This window comes from Pleomorphomonas sp. T1.2MG-36, assembly GCF_950100655.1.
Classification (GTDB): domain Bacteria; phylum Pseudomonadota; class Alphaproteobacteria; order Rhizobiales; family Pleomorphomonadaceae; genus Pleomorphomonas.
In genome coordinates, this window is record NZ_CATNLY010000012.1 from 1 (window position 1) to 22,440 (window position 22,440).

The following is a 22,440-nucleotide window of genomic DNA, read 5'->3' on the forward strand; positions in this document are numbered from 1 at the left end:
TGGCCAGAGGGACGACGAACCAGCGATAGCAAATGCTGGCGTTCTGAAGCGGTCAGGAATTGGCCTCTGATCATCCCGCAATCAGAATCCATCGGAACCTATTCCGCAAGCCTTCCCAGCTATTTGCCGGGATTCTACGGAGTCGGGGTATATCAATTAACTGTCATCCTCGCGAAAGCGAGGACCTCAGGCAGAACGGGGTGCCACGCCCATATAGCGCTCCCCTTCACGCTCCCCCCGATCCCCCTCCTCCCGAGATCCCCTTGGACCTCGGGACGAGGTGGCGCAGCGGCCCTATCAAGCTCCCGGTAACAGGGGAGCCCGATATCAACCTCGCGCCCCTTACGGCGTGAGGTCCTCGCTTTCGCAAGGATGACAATTTATATAGGGGGAACAGTGGGATAGGCCGCGCACCAACCCGCTTGGCGCACTGCGTACCCCAACAGGGCAAACCCGCTCAGACCCACACTCAACGCTCTATCTATCTGCTTTATATCAATTACCTGTCATCCTCGCGAAGGCGAGGACCTCAGGCAGAACGGGCGCCACGCCCATATAGCGCTCCCCATTCACGCTCCCGATCCCGGCTCACCCTTGGACCTCAGGACGGAATGACGCAGCGGCCCTATCAAGCTCCCAGAAACAAGGGTGCGCTATATGGGCCGATCGCCTCTTTCGGCCTGAGGTCCTCGCTTTCGCAAGGATGACAATTTATATAGAGGGAACAGTGGGATAGGCCGCGCACCAACCCGCTTGGCGCATTGCGTACCCAAACAGAGGGCAACCCCGCTCAGACCCACACTCAACGCTCTATCTATCTGCTTTATATCAATGAACTGTCATCCTCGCGAAAGCGAGGACCTCAGGCAGAACGGGGCGCAGCGCCCATATAGCGCTCCCCTCCGCTCCCTCCCCTCCCCTCACACAAACGCCGCCGCCACCGACAGCACCAGCACCGCCGCGAACGTCACGTTCACCCAGCGGCCGACCCTGGGGTTGGTCACCGCGCGGGCGAGCAGCGACCCCGCCGCCAGCCACAGCACGTTGACGATCACCACCAGCGCCAGGAACAGGCCGCCCTTCAGGAGTTCGTCGGCCACCGGCCGCCCCGGCAGCAGCGTGAAGCGCGACACCACCGCCGCCACCGACACGTAGGCCTTGGGGTTGGTCAGCGACAGCAGCACCCCCGGCAGCACGCCGGGCGCCCGCCCCGGCGCTTCCATGCGGGAGATCGGCGGCGCCGTGGCGATCCGGTAGGCGAGGTAGATGAGATAGGCGCTGGCCACCACCGTCACCACCGGCGCGATGCCGGGGAACGACAGGATGGCCGCCCACAGGCCCGAGCCCACCAGCGCCACCACCGCCACCATGCCGAGGTCGAGCCCGATCATGTAGGGCACGCCCCGGCGCGTGCCGAAGGCGCCGCCGATGGCGGTGAGGCTCATGGTGTTGGGGCCGGGGCTGCCCACCAGGGCCAGCGAGGTCATCAGGTAGAGCGGCGTGGCGTCCATGGGGCCTCCGGTCGCGCGTCGGTTGAACTCTACAGATCGCCAGCCGGCCGTCAACGCCGCCGCCACGGCCCGTTTCGCGCCGCCCGGCTGATCACGTTTGCTTGCCCTGGGGGAACCATCTCCTTCTACCGGCGGTTGGTTGGAGGTTGAAAGCCGGCGCGTCGCCCGCGTCCGGCTGAGAGGAGATCGGCCATGTCAAATCTTCCGAGAACGCCGGTGGAAGCGCTCCACCACATCGCCACCTTGTCCGAGCAGATGTCGCAGCAGGCCCAGCGCTCGGACCTGCCCTTCATCGCCTACCTCCTGTCCATGGCAAGCCAGGAGGCGCACGCCGAACTGAAGAAGGCCGGCCTCCCCATCGCCAGCGACCAGAGCACCCGCGCCGGCAACGTCGTCCAGTAGCGGACCGCCGACGCCCGTCAGCGAGGCGGAGCGCCGGCCCCGCCTCCTCGCCTCCCTCGCCGTTCCGCCCGACGCCGCCCGACGCTGCCAGCGACATCGGCCTGATTCTCCTGCCGGACGCCCCACGCGCCAAGAGAATCCACCCACCCCCGTAATAATTACCCATGCCAACCCTGGTGAAACGCACCGGGGTGTGGTGCTTTGCCGGTGTCATCGTTCAACGGGCATGGCAAATCGTACTATTGACGCCCCACAAGCAGGCAATAAGCCTTTGCACGACGGGAGAATCGGGCGGTTTGATGAAAATTTAAGTACTGTCGCGTAAATATAGGCGGCCGGCGACTGGTCTTGGCCTGGAAGAGCCGTCTGGTTTTTCCGCAAGAGCGCTGCCGCCGGCATGTATCGGGGCGGATATACATCAAATCGAATATGAAATGGGCGGGCCGCAATTGTTGCGCGAACTCATCAAGACCAGACTGGGCGCTCATTCGGGGATTTCGCCGGTCGAAGTCGTCATTTTGGTCATCGATGCGCTGCTGATCCTGTTCATCGCCGTCGCCACGCTGTCGGCCGCCGCCCAGCTGAGCGCCGACGCGGTCGACAAGCAGCTCAGGATCCAGTCCAACATCGCCGACGTGATGTCCGACGAGATCAACCACTCGTTCCAGGCCATGGAGCTGGTGCTGATCGGCGTGTCCGACTACCTGAAGTCCAAGGGCGTCAACGATCAGGTCGCCCTCGTCTCCGAGACCACCAGCCAGCCGGCCTTCGAGATGCTGCGCGCCCGCATGTCCGGCCTCGCCTTCCTCGACGCGCTCACCATCACCGACGAAACGGGGCGCGTGCTGGCGTCGACGCGCACCTGGCCGGCGCCCGAGGCCTATTTCGGCGACCGCCCCTATTTCAAGGCGATGCAGAGCATGGTCGGCCCGCCGACCTACCTCAGCCGGCCGATCATCGGCCGCATCGCCGGCCGGCCCAACCTGGTGCTGTCGCACCGCATGACCTCGTCGGCCGGCTCCTTCCTCGGCGTCGTCAACGCGGCGTCCGACCAGGACTATTTCGCCAACCGCCTGGCCCGCGTCGACGTCGGCGCCGACAGCGTCATCGCCTTCGTGCTGAACGACGGCACCGTCATGGCCCAGTCGCCGGCGCTCGTGCTCGACAAGGCGTCCGAGGCCAACCCGCCCAAGCACGACGCCGAGGCGCTGTTCGCCCTGCCGTCCACCGGCGGGCTGGCGCCGGCCGGCGTGCTGGGCGACCGCGAGCGCTACGTCGCCGTTCGCCGGCTGGGCAACTTCCCGGCCGCCATCGTGGTCGGCGTCGCCGCCGGCACCGTCAACGACGAGGTGCGGCGGGCGGTCATTCCGCTGGCCATCGCCTCCTTCGTGGTCTGCGCCGTCATCGTGCTGGTCACCGGCCTGTGGAGCCGCCAGCTTCGGCGCGACCGGCGCCAGTCCGCCCGCCAGTACGTGCAGGCGCGCACCGACGTCGTGACCGGCCTGTCCAACCGGCTGTGCTTCGTCGAGTGGCTGGAGGCGCTGGACAAGGGCGGCGGCACCGCGCCCTACGCGCTCTATTTCGCCGACCTCGACAACTTCAAGACCATCAACGACACGCTGGGCCACGACATCGGCGACAAGCTGCTCGCCGCCGTCGCCGAGCGGCTGGTCGACAACCTCGGCTCCGACGATCGCGTCGCCCGCCTCGGCGGTGACGAATTCGCCTTCATCTGCATGGACGTCACCGACGAGGGCAATGCGCTGAGGATCGCCGACATCGTCGTCTCCGCCATCCGGCAGCCCTTCCTGATCGAGGGCCATCACCTCAACATCACCAGTTCCATCGGCATCTCGCTCTGCCCGCGCGACGGGCGCGACCTCGTATCGCTGCTGAAGAACGCCGACCTCGCCCTGTTCAAGGCCAAGGCGGATGGCCGCGGCCTCACCCGCGTCTTCTCCGAGGATCTGGCGAGCATCATGGCGACGCGCCGCGAGTTGCAGGCCGACCTCGAAGAGGCCTGGACGCTCGGGCAGTTCTATCTCGTCTACCAACCGATCTACGAGGCGACCGGCCGCCGCCTGTCCGGCTTCGAGGCGCTGTTGCGCTGGAAGCACCCCATCCGGGGCGAGGTGCGGCCGGACGCGTTCATTCCCATCGCCGAGGAGACCGGCCTCATCAACCGCCTCGGCGCCTGGGTGCTGGAAAAGGCCTGCGCCGACGCCATGGCCTGGCCCGCGCCGCTGTTCGTCTCGGTCAACCTGTCGCCGGTGCAGTTCCGCGAGGGCGCCATCGAGGCGCAGGTCCACCGGGCGCTGCGGCTCTCCGGCCTGCCCAACGAGCGGCTGGAGCTGGAGATCACCGAGTCGACGCTGCTGCAGAAGGAAGGCGGGGTCCAGTCGATCCTCGCCAACCTGCGCGGCGCCCGCATCAACATCGCGCTCGACGACTTCGGCACCGGCTACTCGTCGCTGCGCTACCTGATCGACTTCCAGATCGACCGCATCAAGGTCGACCGCTATTTCGTCGAGGGACTGACCGACAAGTCGTCCAGCCAGGCCATCATCCAGGCCATCCTGGCGCTCGCCTCCACCCTCGGCCTCCAGTGCACCGCCGAAGGCATCGAAACCGAGGAACAGGCCGAAATCCTCGGCACCGGCGGCTGCAGCCACCTCCAAGGCTACCTCCTCGGCCGCCCCCTCCTCCCCGACCAAGCCAAAGCCCTCGCCCGCGCCGCAGAGCGGCACGTCGCGGCGGGGTGAAGGGCCGGAGGGCAAGCGCTGGCGCAAATCTGCCGTTCGAGCAAGTCACCGACCTACCCTTCGAGATCGGCGTTAGAAATCGTCCCCGACTCTACCGTAGCTCGTCAGCTTGTTGTTGGAGAAGCAGGCAAAATACCTGTCCGAATAATCACCGGGCCGACGATTCCAGAAATCTCTCCACATCGAGTACATCAGGCAGCTTTCGCCATTCCTCAAGCGGGAACTGTCCGGCTGACCAAGGACCTTTACAACTTGCTCCTTGCTCATACCCGGTTCCAACGTGGAAAGCTTCTCTCGAGATGCCACGCAGCCAGCAAGCGCAACCGCTATGACCAAGCAACCAATACCGTACCGCAATGCCCTCTCGCCTCCCAGTTATTCAAGGGCCGGAAGCTAGCCATATTTGAGGTCGCCCACAATGCGTCACAACCGCTATGTGTAGCTCCAGCACAACCTCCCGGATGCCAGCGTGCAGAAGTGCCCCCTCAACATCAAGCCGTCATCCTGGCGAAGGCCACTTGAATTCGCACGCGAATTCAAGGTGGACCTCGGGCAGAAAAGGGCCAGGGAGACCTATAGGGCGCCCCTCAACATCAAGCCGTCATCCTCTGCGGAAGCAGAGGATCTCAGGCAGAAAAGAGCGAGGTGGTGGTTCTATAGGGCATCCCTGTTTCATGGAGCCCGATATCGGCCCCTCGCCATCTCGTCCTGAGGTCCACCTTGCATTCGCCCGCGAATGCAAGCGGCCTTCGCGGGGATGACAGTTAATTGATATATACCCGGCCTACATCAAAACCCGGAAATTTCTCGGATCGATGATATGGAAGTCATCGGATATAAAGTCTCTCAACTTGAGCCATTGGCTTGGTAAAGTTTTCCGGAAGAACACGTTCACCGCATCTACGAAATCGGCGAATCTTTCGTAGTACTTGTTGTGGGTGACCGATGTGTGCATGACGCGCCATAATCGCTCGATCGCGTTGAGATTGGGCGCGTAGGGTGGCAGGAATCTGAGATCAAGCCTTTGTCCGTGCTCGACCATCCATGCCTCCACCTCCTTGGCGTGGTGGTATTTGGCATTGTCGAGGAACACATGGATTTTCCCCGCCCCCGGATAGGCGGAGAGCAGGCGCGAAAACAGGCGAATGGTCGTCTCTGCGTTGACGGTTTCTCCTTCGACAATCTGGCAGAGGCCGCTTTCCAGATTGATGGCGCCATGCAGGTTCAGTCGCTGGCGACCGGCCGTCCGCAAGATGGCAACCGGATCGCCTTTCTTGATCCAGCCATGAGCCGGACGACTCTGGTATTCTGGATGAACCGCATCAAGGAAGACCACCTGGTCATTGGCCCCCAATCGGCTGAGGAGGCGGGAATACTCGGCCACGAACGCCTGTTGCGCTTGCACTGTCGGCAAGCGTGGCAGCGCCTTCGGCTTCTTGTATTCGAACCCGAGACGAGCGAGCAGCTTGATCATCCCGGACCGGCTGTAGGCGATGGAAAACCGCTTCTCGACAAGGGCAATGATCTCGGACGTGCTGATGAACACGCGCGCCATCAGCGCTTTCACCAAGTCTATTTCCTGCGGCGCCGAAAGACGCGGCAGGCTGCCTTTCCAGCCGAAATCCGTCAGACGCCCAACACCGCCCGAAGTCCAGCGTTGATGCCACTGGTAAACCGTGTCGTCGTCAACATAAAGCACCCGCGCCACCTCCGGCACGGCGAGCCCGTCATCCAAAAGCAGGATCGCATGCGCCCGCCGCGCTGGACCATGCTGGCCAGAGGGACGACGAACCAGCGATAGCAAATGCTGGCGTTCTGAAGCGGTCAGGAATTGGCCTCTGATCATCCCGCAATCAGAATCCATCAGAACCTATTCCGCAAGCCTTCCCAGCTATTTGCCGGGATTCTACGGAGTCGGGGTATATAAGCTTGCCTACTATGAACCTGACCCAACTCCAGAGCCTGATCGCCGTCGCCGATGCCGGCAGCTTCACCGCAGCCGCAGACAAGCTCGGCGTCACCCAATCGGGGATGAGCCAAGCCCTGGCGGCGCTCGAAGAGAGCCTAGGAGTGAAACTGCTCGTCCGGCAACCGCGGGGTGTCGAGTTGACCGCGTTCGGAGAGCGCGCGCTCGACCATGCGCGTAAGGCGCTTTCACATCTGGAGACGATCGAAAGGGAGGCGATGGCATTGATCGGCGAGGAGACCGGCGCCATCCGACTGGCGGGCTTCCCGAGCGTCTTCGCCACGGTCCTTCCGCCTTTGCTTCGGCGTTTTCGCACGCTCCATCCGGGCATCGATCTCGTGCCGCTCGAAACCGACGACCTGGAAGTGGAGGCATGGCTCGCGGCGGGATCGATCGACCTCGGCGTCGTTCTCAACCCGTCTCCTGCCAGAAATGCCGTTCCGCTCGGACGGGATGCCTGGGTTCCGATCCTACCGGCGGCGCATCCCCTGTCACGACGACCTTCGGTCTCGTTGGCCGAACTGGCAGCCGCGCCCTTCGTTCTCGCGACCGGCGGGTGCCATACGAACGCCCGCTCGCTTGCCGAAGCGGAAGGATTGACGCTCCAGAACGTTGAGATCGAGGTGCGCGATTGGTCGAGCGCGATTGCCCTGGTGCGGGAGGGCGCGGGTGTCAGCCTCGTGCCGGAATCCACGTTGCCGGAACAGCACCGCGGCTTCCGGGTTTCGAAGCTCGCTTCGCCGTTGCATCGCGAGTTCGGACTCGTCGCTTCGCCAGTGCGACCGCTCTCCCGGGCCGGAAACCTGTTCGTCGAGGTGGCACGTCGCTCGACCGCGCCGACCTCGGTATAGCACAAGACACTCGGACGGGCCGACCGCCTGGCTCCAACCTCATGACGCGCCATCGACATCTTTCCTCCTCTCGAAGGTGAAGAAGCTGAGTGCGGCCAGCACCCAGACACCAATGGCGCCGTAGAGCATTACGTCTCCAAAGCCGCCTGCCAGTGCGGCAGGAGCAATCACCTTCGACGCTCCCAGAGAGGACTGATCGAGTGCGGAGAGATTTCCGGCGGCGATCTGTTCGGCGACGTGCCGAAGCTGTGCCAGCTCGAATGCTCCAGATGCTGCGCCGAGTCGCTTCTGAACGCCCTCAAGCAAGACGAAGCCCATGAGCGCGATGTTGACGGCGAGCGAGATCATCCGGGCGCTCATGTCGATGCCGGACGCCATGCCGGCCCTGTCGCTCGATACCGATCCGGTCGTGGTGTTGGTGACCGGCGTGTTCGTCGCCCCGAGGCCAATCCCGGCCAACAACGCGCCGATCAACGTCGTCGCCAAGGCCAGCGAGCCGCCGCTTGTTCCGATCTTCATGATGAAGAAGCCGAGACCGATCACGAACAGTCCCGCCGGGATGACGGTGCCCGCGCCAAGACGCAGCGAAAGGCGTTCGGCGAAGGGCGGGACGACCAGCGTCGGCAGGGTGTAGGCGAGCAGTGCGAGGCCTGCGGTCAGCCCATCGAGCCCGAGCCCTGTCTGGAACCAGATCGGCAGATAAATCATGAACGGCCAGAAGCTGAAGTTCATGCCCATCGAGCCGAATAGCGCCCCGGAAAACGGCCTGATCCGGAACACCGAAAAATCGAACATCGGATGCGGCACGACCTGCTCGACGATGATGAAGGCGAAGAGGCTAAGGGCGGCCGTGGCGATGATCGCCAGCGCGATTGGGCTGGTGAAACCGAGGTCGCCGCCCTGAGTAATGACGTAGGCGACGCAAAAGACGGCCAGTGACAGGGTCACGATGCCGACGAGATCCAGGCGCCGGGCCTCGGGGTCTTTCGATTCCCGGATAGCGCTCCAAGCCAGGGCGACGGTCAGCACGGCGATGAAACCGTGGATCAAAAACACCCAGGCCCAGCCCATCAGAGCGGCGATCCCGCTGCCGATCACCGGACCGAAGCCGAGACCGAACCCGGTAACGATGCCCCACCAGCCGAAAGCTCGGGCTCGATCGGCCGCCGTGCTGAACTGATGCGAGAGCACGGCGATCCCACAAATCAACATGGCGCCGCCGCTCGCGCCTTGGAGCGCGCGCCCGACGATGAGGACCATCATGTTGGGGGCCAGGCCGCACAGGACGGACGTGGCGCCGAACGCAACGATGGCAACGACGAGAAGACGCTTGCGTCCGAAGCGATCGGCCAGCGTGCCGGCCGCCATCAGGACGGTCGCCACGGCGATGGTATAGGCGTTCATCGTCCACTGGAGCTCTTGAAAATCGGCGTGGAGCACTTTCTCCAGCGTCGGCAGGATCGCCGGAACGCTGGATATTTCGAAGCCGAACATCGAAGCCGACAAGCAGATGGCGGCCAAGGCAAGGTTGCCTTGCCGCGAGGAAGCAAAGGACATGATCAGGCCTTTCACCGCCGAGATCACTCGGCGTCTCGCGCGCGGTCGTTCACCCACAACGGCTAAGGCCGGTGGGACACGGCAGTCTTGCGAGCGACTGTTGTTGATGGACCTGATCGTAGGCGAAACTTGACGATATAAGAATGGTATGGCTGAGTATTTCAGAGACAACAAATTCGGATGATCGAAATGGCATCCCTCGATGTCGAGTCGGTGCAGGCGTTCGTGGCCATCGCCGACCTTCAGAGTTTCACGCGCGCGGCGGAGGCCCTTGGCACCACGCAAGGGGCGATCAGCGTCAAGCTGCGGCGCCTGGAAGAGCGGATCGGCCAGCGGCTGATCGAACGCACGCCGCGCCACGTCCGCCTCTCCGCACACGGCGCAATCTTTCTCGACCGGGCTCGTGACTTCCTTGCCGCACACGAGGCCGCGCTGTCGGCGCTCGCCTCCACGACCCCGCGCCGCTTCGGGCTCGGCATCGCCGCGCATGTGGCCGGGCCAGAGCTTCCGACCCTTCTGGCACAACTCAACGCGTATGATCCGGGCCTGCGCATCGAGGTGCGCCTCGAAAACTCGCGCACGCTGCTCGACGCTTTCGATCGTGGAGAGCTGGACGCCTGTATCATTCGTCGCGAAGACGACCGGCGCGACGGCGAGGTCCTCGGCCCCGAACATTTCGGCTGGTTCGCCGCGCCGAATTTCGAGCATCGGCAAGGCGAACCTCTGCGGTTGGCGGCTCTGTCGCCGTCGTGCGGCGTGCGCGATATCGCGACCCGCTCCCTCGACGAGGCCGGCATCGCCTGGACGGAAGTGTTCCTCGGTGGCGGCTCGTCGGCCGTGACGGCAGCCGTCTCCGCCGGACTCGCTATGGCCGTCTTTTCCTGTCGCCTTGCGCCGCCCGGCACAGTCGAAGTCGGCGAGCGCTTCAGGCTGCCGCGCCTGCCTTCGTCCGAGATCGTGCTGCACTCGACGCTCACCGATCCCAAGTCGCGTGCCGCATTGCGCACATTGGCTGCGGCCTTTCGGGAGCACCGCGCGATGGCCGGATAGCGGGCGCGGGACAAACGCCCGCAGCCGGCTACGTTTATCGGGCGGTGTCGCCGGCTTCCTCATGACGTTCTCGATGCCCGTTCCGGCGCGAGCTGATCGACAACGGTGAAAGTCAGGCCCGTCCAATATTCGCCTGCCTCAACGACCGCGATTGCTCGTTCTGCCTCTTCGATCGCGACATAGCCGTCTGACAACACGAAGCTTTCGGCATCCTTCATCGAAGCGAAGGCCAGCAACGTCACACCATCGATCCGGCTGGTTAAGGGATGGTAGAACGGCACACCCTCTGTGACGGGACCGATGTTGTGCAGTTGGACGTAGCGCTTCACGAGACGCTGCGTGTCGGCCTGGCCGACCACCAGCTCGGCATGGTCGTGCAGCCAGCGGCGCTGGAAGGTCTCGCGGTCGAGGTCGTCGCGCCGGATGTGCGTCTTGATCAGGACGATCGCGTCGTCACCAGCCGTGTTCGGCACGATGATGAACTGGCGCGCGAGTACCGGCCCGAGATCCCGGAAGATGGCCTGATCCTCGGGAAGGATCTTGCGACGAACACGCTCGGCACCCAGAACCGCGCCGAGATCGTCGATGTCAGCGAAGTTGAGATACGCGACCCCGTCCCATTGCGGGCGTCGGTAGGGCTCGACGTGACCGACGATGGTCTCGAACAGGCGGCCATCCGCATCGAGCGGCGGCCGGTACGGCGGTGGGTTCAAGCTCGTCGGTCCCGACGCCACGCGGTGAATCTGATCGTAACGCAGCAGGCGACTGATCGTCGTGCGATCGTCCGCCTCGTCGGGATGGAGGAAGCGCTGGCCATGCACCTTGCGCCAGTAGTCACCCCATGTTTCGAAGCTGAGATTGGGGTCGGTTTCGGACGCGTTGGCGGCCGGATCGGCGCGCAACAAGAACGAGAACAGCACCGTCAGCGGAGCGGTTCGAGCGTCGGCCTCGGTTGATGTGGACGGTGCGATAGAGGTGGTCATCGGGCGAACTCCTTTGCAGCGAAGGGGATGGATGGCGGAAGCAGAGAGCGCAGCAGCGCGGCGAGACCGCAGGCGGCGCCTGTGAGGCACACACCGGTCCAGCCGTAGCGGCTCCAGGCCCAGCCGCCGGCGAGCGCACCGATCGCCATGCCGATCATGGCTGCGGTCATCAGCAAGCCGTTCAGCCGGCTGCGCGCCGCAGGGTCGATCGTCGTGACGATGGTCTGGTGCGAAACCAGCGCGGCCATGACGCCGAGATCGAACAGCACCGCTCCCGCGACCAGAGCGGCGATCGAGTGCGGCAATACCTGCATCAGGGTGAAGGCAAGAGCGACCAGCAGACAGCCGAGCCGGATGGCGATGGCAGGTCCCCGAGCGTCGGCGAGCCGTCCGAACAGAGGGGCGCCGAAGGCCCCGGCCGCACCGGCCAATCCGAAGGCGCCGGCCACACCCGCACCGAGATGGAGCGGCGGCTCCGCCAGCATCAGCGCCAGGGTCGACCAGAAGGCGCCAAGGGTTGCCGCCAGCAGGCCTTGCGTCGCCAGAGCCTTGCGCAACACGGCATGTCGCTCGACCAAGGTGGCGAGACTCAGGAGAAGAGCGCCATAGGAACCGCTGGCGGTCGCCGGCTGGAGCGGCAACCAGCGCCAGACCGCGAGGCCGACCAGCGTCACCATGGCGGCGGCCAGCGCGTAGATCGCTCGCCAGCCGAGGAGATCGCCGACGACCCCGCCCAGCGTGCGAGACAACAGGATGCCGCAGAGCAGGCCCGTGGTCACGAGCCCGATGGTGCGCCCACGCTCTTCGGCCGTCGCGAGTTGCACCGCCATGGGCACGAAGTCCTGGCCCAGGCTGCCGAGCAGTCCGACGCCGAGGCTGACGGCGAGAAGCACGGAAAAATCCGGTGCGAGAGCCGTCGCCAGCAGGGCAAGCACGAGCAGGATCGACTTGATGAGGACGAGCCGCTTGCGGTCGATGAGATCGCCGAGCGGGGCCAGCAGCAGCATTCCGAGCGCATAGCCGGCTTGGCTCACCGCCGGGACGAGGCTCGCCGATTCCGATCCGATGCCGAATGTCTCGCGTACCAGCGGGACCACCGGTTGGATGTAATAGACATTGGCGACGCCGACGCCGGCTCCGATCGCCAGAAGCCAGATCAGGGCCGGCGGGATCGACTGCCTTCCTTCGTCTTTATGGGTGGATTGTGATGGTCCTGGCATGGCGCCGCTCCGTGGGATGCGGGCCGGACGACCCTACCCGGAACACTTTATTGGCGACTGCAGTGGCGATAAATCGCCTCATATGGCAATATGAGTTGACTGATAGTCGTCAATAGGTCGCGATGATTTCCGCCGAACACCTCAGTGGCATCACAGCCTTCGTCCAGGCCGCCGACGCGGGCGGATTCACGCTGGCGGCGGAGAGGCTCGGCCTCTCGAAATCCGGTATCGCCAAGAGCGTGGCGCGGCTCGAGGATCGGCTCGGGGTTCGATTGTTCAACCGAACGACGCGTCGCTTCGCGCTGACGACCGAAGGCCAGTCTTTCTACGAAACCTGCGTGCGCGTCCTGGCCGATCTGGAAAACGCCGAGGCGGCACTCAACGCCCATCGCCTGCGGCCGCGCGGGCGACTACGGGTCGATCTGCCCGTGGTATTCGGCCGACGCTGGGTTCTACCCGTGCTCCTCGATATTGGCGTGCACTATCCGGAGCTATCGCTGGAAGTTTCGCTGACCGATCGACGCATTGATCCGATCGACGAAGGCATCGACCTGGTGATCCGCATCGGCGATCTCGATGACAGTTCCACACTCGTCGCCAGAAGGCTGGGCGTGCAGCAATCGGTGCTCTGCGCCAGCCCCGATTATCTCGACAGGCACGGGAGCCCCACCTCACTCGATGATTTCAGCGCCCATGCCTGCATCGTCTTCGGCCGGGGCGGTCAGTCCCTGCCGTGGTGGTTCCTGGATGGAAAGGGCGCGCCCGTGGCGAAGCCCGTCTCCGGACGGCTCTCGTTCAACCACAGCGACGCCATCTGCGATGCGGCCCTCGCCGGCCAAGGCATCGCGCTTCTCTCGACCTGGCTGATTGCCGACCACTTGCGCGACGGGCGTCTTGCGCAGGTGCTGCCAGCGGTGCCGACGCGAGGCTTTCCGATCCACGCTCTCTGGCCGCAAACTCGGCAGATGAGCCCGAAGGTGCGCGTTGTGGTCGACGAACTGGTGAACCGCTTCCTGCCCGAACCGCCGTGGGACCGCGACAGATGAGCCTTCGCTCCAGCTTTCTCGGTGTTAAGATCAGATCTCCAATCCCTTCTGCCGCCCCAATTGCCACGACACCGATCCACCCTGCACGATGCCCGATACCTCGCGACCAAGCTGACGGTTGATGACTGGCCGCCACGGGACGAGTGTGAACTCGCGCGACTTCTCGACGATGGCGAACTTGCCGCTGGATAGCTGCACGGTCCCAGCGAAGGTACCGGAAATGGTCTCACCATCGGCAGCGGCTCGGAATGGCAGTGTCTTCTTGGCCGCCAGCTCCTCGCCCGCGCGGGCGACTTCGCGCTCCTGAAGCGTGGTGATCAGGTTGCGCCGATAGGCGATCCTACCGTCCGGCTGACGAGCGGCATCGCCATGCTCGATATGATGTTCACGGCGGCGATCCATCGCCTCGCGCACCTGTTCGCCGAACCCCGACGCCGATAGGTCGGATCCGCCCGTAGTGACAAGCCGCCGGTCGAGCCAAGTCGCGCCGTCCGATCCGATCTGGCGTTCAAGGTCGAAGGTCGAAAGGACGCGGATATTGGCACGAGCATTCCGACCAGCATCATACGCAGCCGCGCGCGCCTCGAAGTCTGCCGGTATGCGCCAATGATCGGCGTCGATCCGCTCGGCGATCCCCGCGCGGCGCAACGCCTCCAGCCGACGGACATGGGCGTCCACGAACCCCTCATAGTCACCGTTCGGCACGCGCCCATCGAACCGGGCCTTCTCCAGGTGGCGGCTTGGCCGATAGAGGCCGTCTTCGACCATGCCGGCGATGGCGCGGTCAGATGGGCGGCCAACGATGTCTGGCGGCCCGATCTCGATGACGCTGCCGATGCGGGCGTCCTCGACCCGCGCCGGGTCGATGCCGGAGACATGATGCGTGCGTCCGTCGATGCCATCGACCAGCAGTGTCAGGTTCTCGCCCAACTCGTCGCTGAGATGCTTGTCGATGACGCGGCCGACGATCGGCGTCGTGGGGGCGCCGTCGTGAATCTCAAAACTCATCGGGTCGCGCTCGGCGCCGTCGGCCCGGAGCGCCGTCTGCATGGTGCGGATGATGTCGCCGCGCTCGCCCATCTCGCGGAGCGTCGGCTCCAGCCGCTCACTCAATTCCCAGACACCCGGTGCGTGCTCGGTGGCAAGGCCCATGTCGCCCAGTTTGCCGAGACGGCGTAGCCGCATGGTCCGGTCGGACTGGCCGTGCAGGTCTCCCGGTTCATATCGGAGGTCAAGCAAACGGTCTTTGGCCTCGGCGATCATCGCCCGGTCAATGTGGGTGAGCCGGTCCTGGTCGATCTCCGCCATGAGCTTGCGACGCTGCTCGATCTCCATGACGGGGCCGAGTTCCAGCGTCGCCAGTTCGCTCGCCCGCTCCCGAATCCCATTGGCGAGATAGTCGCCATTGATGACGAGATCTTCGCCGAGGACATCGCGGCCGTTGACGATGATATGGACATGGGGATGGCCGGTGTTGTGGTGATTGACCGCGACCCAATCGAGCTTCGTGCCGAGATCGGTTTCGACCTGGGTCATCAGCTCGCGGGTGTAGCCGGTGAGGTCGGCAAGATCGGTCGCCTCTTCCGGCGAGACAATGAAGCGGAACTGGTGGCGATCGTCTTTGCCGCGATCGAGAAAGGCATCGCCATCGGCACGATCGTCCGTCGTGGAATAGAGTTGCCCGCGCTCACCGTCACGAGATGTGCCGTCGCGCTGGATATAGCGCAGGTGCGCGGCGGCCTTTCCGCTCTTGCCCGCACCCCGGAGGGAACGGGATTTGACGATGACACGGCGGCTGCCGGGTTGGCGGTGGCTCCAGCCGTTCGACAGATTGCGGGCGCGCACGAAGGGCGCGCCGCGACCGCGCTGCACGCCCCGGCCGGAGGCGACGATGCTCTTTCCCTTGGTGGCGCGACCGGAACCACCGCTCTTCGCCGATCGGCTTCGGCCAGACGCTGCCTGCTGCTGGTGCGCGACCTTTCGCACCTTGCTGAGGAAGCTCTTGGCTTGTCCGGCTTTCCCGCTGTCAGATCGGACGCGGCCGGGTCTTGGCCGGAAACGATTTTCGTCATCGCCGCTCATGGTTGATCCGCCCGCAACCGCGGGCTTCGGCCAAGAGTGCCGCGAGAACCGCCGTATATTCTGGCTTTTGCACACCTTGCAGCACCATGTAGGTCCGAAGACGGTGCCGCCCCAAACATTGTGCAGACAAGGGCTTGCCCTGCGGATCGGATCCATGGGGTGCCGTCCGCTTTAATCTTGCCGTCCGCCCTTTGCCTCCTTCGTGCCCCTCCTGCTGATGGATGAGATCGTTGCCAGCCCCATCCGCTGTCCACTAAAGTCTCTCGCCGGGCGGACGCGATCACGAGCCTCATGGCTGTCGTCCCGCATCCGCCCGCGCGACGAACAGACCGCCCGACTGGGGCACGATGGCGGACAGGTCGCGCACGGTGACCGCCTGCGGAGCGTCGGCCTTGTGCTTGTCGGACTGCACGGGAGGGACCGTCGCCTTGCTCAAAGGCTGCCCGATGAAAAGCGGAGCACGGGTCCAGGAGAGCGGATCGGCGGACGCGATCATGACCGCTCCGGTGGTCTCGCCGTTGCTGATGATCGGCGCGAGGGCGGCGACATACGCGCGGGTCTCTGGCGGAAGTGGCCGGCCCTTCAGCGCCTCCTCGTAGCGCCCGGGTCCGGCGTTGTAAGCCGCGATCCACTCCGGCGAACCGTAGCGGTCGAACAGTTCTCGGATGTAGGCCGCGCCCGCCACGATGTTGTCGTGCGGGTCGTACGGATCGTCACTCAGCCGGTAACGCACGCGCAGCGCGGCCCAGGTCTCCGGCATGATCTGCATCAGCCCGATCGCCCCTTTGGGCGAGAGAGCGCGCGGATCACCGTCGCTCTCGACGTGCATCACCGCGCGAATCCAGGCGGAGGGAAGCTCGAAGCGCTGTGCCGCCTCGGCGATGTGATCGCCATAGGGATCGCGCGATGACGGTTGGACGACAGGCAGAGGCTGCGCAAGCGCCATCGCCGGGATCGCAACGTCGTAAAGCATGCCCGAGAGAAGAATGACCGCCATTCGAACAGGCGCGCCTTCTCCACTGCGACACCAGCCTGCCAGCGTGCTCGCTGCCGTCAAGGGTACGCGCAACGCGCCGATCTTCGATCGCCCTTGACCTCCGCTGCGCGCGCCGGCCGACCGGTCGTCGAGCGGGGCGAAGGGATGAGACGGCTTTCCCGCGAACAAAGGGATGACCGATCGTAAGGAGATTGCGCTCGCGCGCAGGCTGACGGACCGCATGATGTCACTCCCGCTCGCCGCGCTTCGGAGCACGGGTCCAGTGCAGCGACCAGGACGCGCCACCGTCGTCGTTCCGAAACAGATTGGCGCGGATCGGTTGCGGCAAGCCGGGATCGTCGATGACGAGCGCGATGTAGTCCCCGGCTCGTTCGCCGGTGCGCTTCCAGCCCGCACCGATCTCCGGCCCTTCCTCGTTGCCGTTGTGGACGCGGTAGTCCGGCGCGTTGTCGGCATCGGACGTTTCCGCCGGAACGATGGTGATTTCGCGGAAGAGCGTGAAGGTATGGACGCGCCCGACGAAGCCGGTGGTTTCGCGGGTGAACTCGTCAATCTGCGGCATTGGGCAAACTCCATGAGCTGGTAGTGGGATGAACGGCGGTGCGGCAGTCACCGCGTCGGGGCACGCCAGACGAAATGGCCGTCACCCTCCTCGTCGGTGTAGATCGGCGTCGCCTTGCCGATGACGGTGCGTGCCGGGATCGGACCGAAGTAGCGGCCGTCCAGACTGTCGGGAACGTCCGGGTTCATTAGGAAGAACTCGTCCAGTGCTACCGTCCGACAGCCCTGCCAGACTGGCAGATCGCGCCCCATGCGGTCACGGTCGAGCGCGTCGCCGAGCGGCACATGATCGACCGTGATGGTGCGCCCGGTACGACAGACTTCATGTCCCGGCAGGGCCATGACGCGCTTCAGGAGCGGCACGCCGCGGCCGATATAGCCGCGCTCCACCATGAAGTCGGCGAGCGGTTTGTCCGGAAGGACTGCAACGAGATCGCCGACCTCCAGGACCAGCGTCGGGGCGAGATCGTAGAGGCCGATCGGAACACTCGCGGATGCGTTCCAGACGAGGCGCAGCGGCGTGGGAATGAACGATGCGACGGCGACGCCCATCACGGAGAAGTACGTCACCATGACGTAACCGAACCGGGTCATGGTTCCGCCCTCCGGCGCAACAGAAACGCCTGGTGCTGGTCGACGGTGTAGGCACGCGGCTCATGGCCAACGGTCAATCGGTTGTGAACGTGCCGCCAGTGATTGGGCGACACCTCGGTCGCGTCGATGCCGATCGCATCGATGGCATCGATGTGCTGAAGCACGCGCTCGACCTTGGGCCATCCCTCGATTCTGAGCAGGATCTCGCCGCCGGGACGCACGAAAGGCAGCGTCTGGTAGGGTTCGCCCGGCGCCACCGCGCGCACGATGTCGATGCGTGACGTGATCGTGCCGAAGTCGTTCGACGCCCACCGCACAAAGGCGAAGAGACTACAGGGCCGGAAGAAGAAAACACGCCGACGGCGGTCGAGTACCTGTTCGCGCACCTTGTGGCCGAACCTGATCCAGTTCTCGAGCCGCTTCTCGATGTGCGTCAGTTCGACTTGCGTGAAAGCGTCGGCGGACTGGGTATGCGGTGCGATACCGACATGTGAACGGGAAGCGGTGGCACCGGTCATGGGCGATCTCCATCGGTGGTCGGCGGGAATTCACGCGCGAGCAAGTCGCGCAGCATGTCGGCGACGGTGATGCCGCGCTGAAAGGCGACGATCTTGATGCGACCGCGCAAGGCCGGCGTGATGTCGATGGTCAGCCGTGCGGTGAAGCGTGCAACCTCGTCGGTGCGCGGTGCATCGGCTGCCTTGATCCAGTTTTCCGGATCGGCGGGCCGGGCCGCAAAGCGGCGACGGATCGGGTGAGCGCTCATGACTTCGCCCTGTCGATACTGAGCCGTCCGATCTCCGCAGCAAGCGCCGCGATCTCGCGCGCGGCCTGACTGTCGGGATCGATTTCAGAAGCGAGCCGGCCGGACTGCGCGGCATCGGCGAAGACGACGCGCTGGCCGATGGTGGTCGACAGCACCGGCGGGTCATGATCGGCGAGCGTCTCGGCGGTCTCGCGGGCGATGACGGTACGTGCGCCGCAGCGGTTGAGCACGAAGCGCGCCGCCAAGGCTGGCCGGTAGATGCGCGCTTCGGCGACGAGCGCCAGCATCTCGGCTGAGGCCCAGCCGTCGAACGGCGATGGCTGGGCGGGGATCAGCACCAGGTCGGCGGCCAGCAATGCGGACCGCATCAGTCCGGCGATGCGCGGCGGTCCATCGATGACGATGTGATCGGCATCTCGTGCCAGTTCCGGCGCTTCCCGGTGCAAGGTGTCGCGCGCCAGACCGACGACGCCGAACAGCCGGACACCGTTCTCACGCGCCCGTTGCTGCGACCAATCCAGCGCCGAACCCTGCGGATCGGCGTCGATGAGGGTCACGCGCTTGCCTCTCCCGGCCCATTCGCCGGCGAGATGCAGCGCCAGCGTCGTCTTGCCGACGCCACCCTTCTGATTGAGGAGTGCGATGATCATGGCGTCCGCCTTCCGGCGGCACCGGCACCAGGGCCGCGTTTCGCGCGCGCCAACAAGGAAGAGTTAGATTCTCTGTTAGACTCTAGGTTAGCGGTCGAATTTCGTGTTTCGGACCAGAGCGATAACTGCGATCCATGCGCCCGATCTGCCGACAGACCTGCGCCTGATGTGCCGATACCGGTTGCGCCTGATCTGCCGATGCGATTCACAGGCTCATCCACAGGCACTGTGAATTGTTGGACGGGCCGTATGCGAAGCAGTTCACGCCGCCCCTCGCGTTCGATCGACAGGCGATATCCGGGCAAGGGCTGACGGAGGACGATCCGGCGCAGATCGAGCGCGAAATCGGAGATACGCGCGAGGCTGCCGGATTTGGCGTGGAGATGGCCGATCTCGAACAGCCAGCCGTGTCGCTGATGGCCAGCGTGTTTGCGCGCGACGCGATAGAGCCAGCGCTCGATGCCGCCGGTCAGCCGGAAATAGTCCGGGTCGATGGTCAGCACCAGCGAGCGGTCGACGACGCCGTTGTAGAACCACTCGGGCAGGACGAACTCCATGCCCTCGACACGGCCCTCTCGCGTCGTCATCTCCTCCCACTCGTTAATCCAGGAGAACTGGCGACGGCGCCATTGCACGCCGTTGCGGATCGTCGTGGCGATGACGGTCGATTGCAGCCGTGCGAGCGAGGCCTTCAGCAGAAGATACTGCTGGTTTCCGGTTGGGCGGCCGACACCGCGCAGGAGCTGGTAGGGTGTGAAGCGAAAGAAGCGCGACGTGCGCAGGCCGTGGTTCTCGGCCGCGACGATCTGTGAGGCGGCCCAGATCAGCACATCGGCATCCCAGATCGTCGCCATGCCGTGCTCGGGCATCCCCAGCACCTGCACCTCGACATCGGCGGTCTTGTAGAGGATCGGCTTGATCCGCGGCGTCTTCGACAGCGAGAAGAACGGCCGTTCCATGAGATCGCGCTGATCACGTGGGCTGGCGTCGCCGGTGGCGACCACGAAGGGATCGAGCCGCTGGCGTTCGCTCCGGTGCTTGCCGTCTGGTCGAGAGGAGCCGCTCATTCAGCGTGCTCCCCGCTCGGCGGGCGTCAGAGGCCGCGCCGGAAAGACCCGGCCGGCAGTCTGATCCGTGGTGGATTTACGCGCGCCGATGGCCGTCCAGGCCTGCAGGTCTTCGAGCGCGTAGATGACGCGGCCGCCGATCTTGCGATAGGTCGGGCCGGTGCCGTAGGTGCGGTGCTTCTCCAGCGTCCTGAGCGAAATGCCAAGGAAACGCGCCGCGTCGGGCGTGCGCAGGAAACGCGGCGGCAACCCCGTCTTCGGGTCGAGCATGATCGTGCCTCCGGGTCGGTTCGGATGGCTGCCGGCGGTGGCAGCGGGTCATGGCGAACCGTGGCGGAGGAACGGCGGCTTGCAGCGTGCCGGAATCGGGGGAGTGCGATTTCGGCACCCCTGGCGATGTGAGTTTTAGGAGATCGCGCGCCCGCGTTCAGCGGCGCGGCAGGCGGACGGGATAATGGAGAAGTTCGCGATAGCCGCCGCGCATGTAGTGAGTGCCATCGGCCACGAGACGACGCGCTTGGTTCTTGCGGGGATCGCTCTCCCAAGCGGTCTTGTTGCCGTGAAAGCCCAGCAGGGTTTCCGCGAGCTTGCGATAGCTGGCACCATCGGTGCGACCGTCGAGGGTGCGCAGGATCAGAATATGCCGGTCTCGGGTCTGCGCGGGCAACGCGTGATGGCGCTCGCCGTTTGGCCGCCCCATCAACGTGCGCCAGAATCGCAACACCGCTTCGGCGCGATGCTCCAGCAAGGCGTCGACCGGCAAGATGACGACATAGGCCTTCTTGGTGCCGGGCGGTGGATCTGAGAGCCAGAACTGATGGTCCACCTCCGCCGACCGCCAGAGACCGTGCCACGTCCCATCCTCCGCCACGCGAGCATCGAGACCCGACAACGCCGGCAGGCCGATCGTCATGGCGGGATCGTCCACGCTCCGTGAACGGGGATGAAGCTCGAAGGCGTCAGGCAGCAGAGACGGCATCCAGAACAGCGCGGCCCGGTCGGCGGAAAGAGTCGGGTCCGTCGGGAAATCGCAACCCCCAGCGTTCCGAGAACGCCGTCTGCGCATCGCTGTCGAGGCGTGACAACCGCCTCACGCGATGGAAGTCGCGGCGATAATCTTCATCGCGACGAAGGTACTCCCAGGCAAAGCCGGCGGCAGAAATGCTCTTGGCATGTGCATAAGCGGCCGGCGAGCGCCAATCTGTACTCGGCATGGCGTCACCTCTCGTCCAGCATTTACACGTTGCTGGAAAGAGGAAATGTTCGCGATGTACCGCTTCAGGTTGAAGCCATTATTCTCCGATATGTTGATCGCGTTGGCCGATCACTATTTGAAGATAATTCGGATCAATTTTGAGGCTCCTTCGCGAGCCGGGCCATGCCCGGCGAGCCGCGTATTTCTTGCTCGGCGGTAACCCGCCGATCCGTAAAGGCGGATCGCCGTGAAATCTGATCCACGCTTCTGCGGGAAGCCGTGAAGCCGGATTCACGGCTCCACGGCTTTGCGGGTGTCAAGCGCTCTTCAGCCGCTGCATTCCTTCGGCCAGCGTCCACAGGGCACGATTCAGCCCGACATTCTGGTCGATGCCGTTGATGGGCCGCGTGGTGCTGCGGCGGATGTGGCCATCCGAAGTCCGCCTCCGTCCATCCAGCCCGCCCCGGATGAGGTTTTCCTGAATGACGTTGAACGTCTGCCACAGCCTTTGCCCGGCATCCTCGCGGCGGCGCGGGGCGATAATCTGATCCGGGCGAACCGGGCTTTCCTCCTCGCCATAGCGCGCGACGAGGCTCGCCTCGGCCAACACCTGCTGCTCGTCCCGCGAGAGCCGGGTGTCCTTCATCGTCTCGGTCGCACCGATAAGGCGCGGGAAGTCCTGCGCGACGGTGTAGACGCCTTCGATGATCTGGTCCTGAATACCACCCTTATGAGGAACGCGGACTTCCTCGAACCGCTCTCCCGCAATCATGCTGTTGGTGCAGACGAAACGGAGCATCCCCGCGAACATCTGATAGGCGCTGGTCCCGTCATGGCTGTTGACGATGATGACTTCCGCCGCTTCCGGCTTGCCGATCCTGTCATCCCGGCGCAGGCGCAGCATGTGCTTGGCGTGCCCATGACGAGCACCGTCACGGGGAACCGATTGCACCGCGAAAAACGGAAACCACCCTTCCCGGCGCAGCCCCTCCACGATCTCGATGGTGGGGACGTAGACGTAACGTTCCGACCGACTGTCGTGCGCCTCACGCGCGAACACTGAAGGGACATGACGGTGAAGGGCCTCGTTGTCGAGGGCCTCGCGCCCGCTGATCTGGTGAGAGTTGCGGCCGAACCGGGTGGCGAGATGATGATACATGGTCTGTCTCCGTGGGGCTGG

At 64.7% G+C, this 22,440-nt stretch carries 23 protein-coding genes and 1 pseudogene; 5 read left to right on the forward strand and 19 right to left on the reverse strand.

Features of this window, described 5'->3' with window-relative positions; all coding sequences use genetic code 11:
* Positions 1-920 precede the first annotated feature (920 nt).
* Positions 921-1,511 carry a LysE family translocator gene (locus tag QQZ18_RS07020; protein WP_284539457.1) on the reverse strand — a complete coding sequence of 197 codons (591 nt, stop codon included), beginning with the start codon at positions 1,509-1,511 and terminating at the stop codon, positions 921-923.
* Between the two features lie 192 nt (positions 1,512-1,703).
* Here QQZ18_RS07020 and QQZ18_RS07025 point away from each other — a divergent pair, with 192 nt between their 5' ends.
* On the forward strand, positions 1,704-1,913 hold the full coding sequence (locus tag QQZ18_RS07025) for a hypothetical protein (RefSeq protein WP_284539460.1): 210 nt from the start codon (positions 1,704-1,706) through the stop codon (positions 1,911-1,913).
* A gap of 452 nt (positions 1,914-2,365) precedes the next feature.
* Positions 2,366-4,675: a putative bifunctional diguanylate cyclase/phosphodiesterase gene (locus QQZ18_RS07030; protein ID WP_284539462.1), complete on the forward strand. Its 2,310-nt coding sequence runs from the start codon at positions 2,366-2,368 to the stop codon at positions 4,673-4,675.
* A gap of 72 nt (positions 4,676-4,747) precedes the next feature.
* Here QQZ18_RS07030 and bamE read toward each other — a convergent pair whose 3' ends face one another.
* Positions 4,748-4,981, reverse strand: a complete 234-nt coding sequence (gene bamE, locus QQZ18_RS23765) for an outer membrane protein assembly factor BamE domain-containing protein (RefSeq protein ID WP_446728629.1) — start codon at positions 4,979-4,981, stop codon at positions 4,748-4,750.
* Between the two features lie 478 nt (positions 4,982-5,459).
* Positions 5,460-6,539 carry an IS630 family transposase gene (locus QQZ18_RS07035; protein ID WP_284539464.1) on the reverse strand — a complete coding sequence of 360 codons (1,080 nt, stop codon included), beginning with the start codon at positions 6,537-6,539 and terminating at the stop codon, positions 5,460-5,462.
* 74 nt (positions 6,540-6,613) lie between these two features.
* On the opposite strand from QQZ18_RS07035, the gene QQZ18_RS07040 reads away from it, so the two are divergent.
* A complete protein-coding gene (locus tag QQZ18_RS07040) occupies positions 6,614-7,492 on the forward strand; it encodes a LysR family transcriptional regulator (RefSeq protein WP_284539470.1) in 879 nt (292 codons plus the stop codon).
* Positions 7,493-7,531: 39 nt separating this feature from the next.
* On the opposite strand, the gene QQZ18_RS07045 is transcribed toward QQZ18_RS07040, so the two are convergent.
* Positions 7,532-9,049 (reverse strand): MFS transporter, encoded by a 1,518-nt coding sequence (locus QQZ18_RS07045; RefSeq protein ID WP_284541000.1) that lies wholly within the window; start codon positions 9,047-9,049, stop codon positions 7,532-7,534.
* A gap of 189 nt (positions 9,050-9,238) precedes the next feature.
* On the opposite strand from QQZ18_RS07045, the gene QQZ18_RS07050 reads away from it, so the two are divergent.
* On the forward strand, positions 9,239-10,099 hold the full coding sequence (locus QQZ18_RS07050) for a LysR family transcriptional regulator (protein WP_284539474.1): 861 nt from the start codon (positions 9,239-9,241) through the stop codon (positions 10,097-10,099).
* Between the two features lie 59 nt (positions 10,100-10,158).
* Here the strand turns inward: QQZ18_RS07050 and QQZ18_RS07055 are convergent, their stop codons facing one another.
* Positions 10,159-11,082 carry an EthD domain-containing protein gene (locus QQZ18_RS07055; protein ID WP_284539476.1) on the reverse strand — a complete coding sequence of 308 codons (924 nt, stop codon included), beginning with the start codon at positions 11,080-11,082 and terminating at the stop codon, positions 10,159-10,161.
* A complete protein-coding gene (locus tag QQZ18_RS07060; RefSeq protein ID WP_284539478.1) occupies positions 11,079-12,302 on the reverse strand; it encodes an MFS transporter in 1,224 nt (407 codons plus the stop codon). Before QQZ18_RS07060 ends, QQZ18_RS07055 begins: the two co-directional genes overlap by 4 nt.
* Before the next feature lie 122 nt (positions 12,303-12,424).
* Here QQZ18_RS07060 and QQZ18_RS07065 point away from each other — a divergent pair, with 122 nt between their 5' ends.
* A complete protein-coding gene (locus QQZ18_RS07065; RefSeq protein WP_284539480.1) occupies positions 12,425-13,348 on the forward strand; it encodes a LysR family transcriptional regulator in 924 nt (307 codons plus the stop codon).
* A 30-nt stretch (positions 13,349-13,378) separates the two neighbouring features.
* Here the strand turns inward: QQZ18_RS07065 and QQZ18_RS23770 are convergent, their stop codons facing one another.
* From QQZ18_RS23770 to QQZ18_RS07125, 13 genes and pseudogenes are all read right to left on the reverse strand, one after another.
* Entirely contained in the window at positions 13,379-14,683 is a 1,305-nt protein-coding gene (locus QQZ18_RS23770; RefSeq protein WP_446728630.1) for a DUF3363 domain-containing protein, read from the reverse strand.
* A gap of 156 nt (positions 14,684-14,839) precedes the next feature.
* Positions 14,840-15,586 (reverse strand): annotated as a pseudogene (locus QQZ18_RS23775) (hypothetical protein); the annotation flags it as partial.
* A gap of 133 nt (positions 15,587-15,719) precedes the next feature.
* Positions 15,720-16,649, reverse strand: coding sequence for a lytic transglycosylase domain-containing protein (locus tag QQZ18_RS07075; protein WP_284539484.1), 930 nt, complete (start codon positions 16,647-16,649; stop codon positions 15,720-15,722).
* Positions 16,650-16,653: 4 nt separating this feature from the next.
* On the reverse strand, positions 16,654-16,989 hold the full coding sequence (locus QQZ18_RS07080; protein WP_284539486.1) for a DUF736 domain-containing protein: 336 nt from the start codon (positions 16,987-16,989) through the stop codon (positions 16,654-16,656).
* 47 nt (positions 16,990-17,036) lie between these two features.
* Positions 17,037-17,582, reverse strand: a complete 546-nt coding sequence (locus tag QQZ18_RS07085) for a S26 family signal peptidase (protein ID WP_284539488.1) — start codon at positions 17,580-17,582, stop codon at positions 17,037-17,039.
* Entirely contained in the window at positions 17,579-18,100 is a 522-nt protein-coding gene (locus QQZ18_RS07090; RefSeq protein ID WP_284539490.1) for a DUF2840 domain-containing protein, read from the reverse strand. Before QQZ18_RS07090 ends, QQZ18_RS07085 begins: the two co-directional genes overlap by 4 nt.
* On the reverse strand, positions 18,097-18,348 hold the full coding sequence (locus QQZ18_RS07095) for a hypothetical protein (protein WP_284539492.1): 252 nt from the start codon (positions 18,346-18,348) through the stop codon (positions 18,097-18,099). The genes QQZ18_RS07090 and QQZ18_RS07095 overlap by 4 nt, the downstream gene beginning before the upstream one ends.
* Complete coding sequence (parA, locus tag QQZ18_RS07100) at positions 18,345-18,998, reverse strand: ParA family partition ATPase (protein ID WP_284539493.1); 654 nt, start codon at positions 18,996-18,998, stop codon at positions 18,345-18,347. Before parA ends, QQZ18_RS07095 begins: the two co-directional genes overlap by 4 nt.
* Entirely contained in the window at positions 18,995-20,065 is a 1,071-nt protein-coding gene (locus QQZ18_RS07105) for a replication initiator protein A (RefSeq protein ID WP_284539495.1), read from the reverse strand. The genes parA and QQZ18_RS07105 overlap by 4 nt, the downstream gene beginning before the upstream one ends.
* Positions 20,066-20,335 (reverse strand): helix-turn-helix transcriptional regulator, encoded by a 270-nt coding sequence (locus QQZ18_RS07110; protein ID WP_234050601.1) that lies wholly within the window; start codon positions 20,333-20,335, stop codon positions 20,066-20,068. It lies immediately after the preceding gene.
* A gap of 157 nt (positions 20,336-20,492) precedes the next feature.
* Complete coding sequence (locus QQZ18_RS07115) at positions 20,493-20,978, reverse strand: DUF2285 domain-containing protein (protein ID WP_284539499.1); 486 nt, start codon at positions 20,976-20,978, stop codon at positions 20,493-20,495.
* 46 nt (positions 20,979-21,024) lie between these two features.
* Positions 21,025-21,279 carry a transcriptional regulator domain-containing protein gene (locus tag QQZ18_RS07120; protein WP_284539501.1) on the reverse strand — a complete coding sequence of 85 codons (255 nt, stop codon included), beginning with the start codon at positions 21,277-21,279 and terminating at the stop codon, positions 21,025-21,027.
* 297 nt (positions 21,280-21,576) lie between these two features.
* Positions 21,577-22,419 (reverse strand): DUF932 domain-containing protein, encoded by an 843-nt coding sequence (locus tag QQZ18_RS07125; RefSeq protein ID WP_284539503.1) that lies wholly within the window; start codon positions 22,417-22,419, stop codon positions 21,577-21,579.
* Between the last annotated feature and the right edge of the window lie 21 nt (positions 22,420-22,440).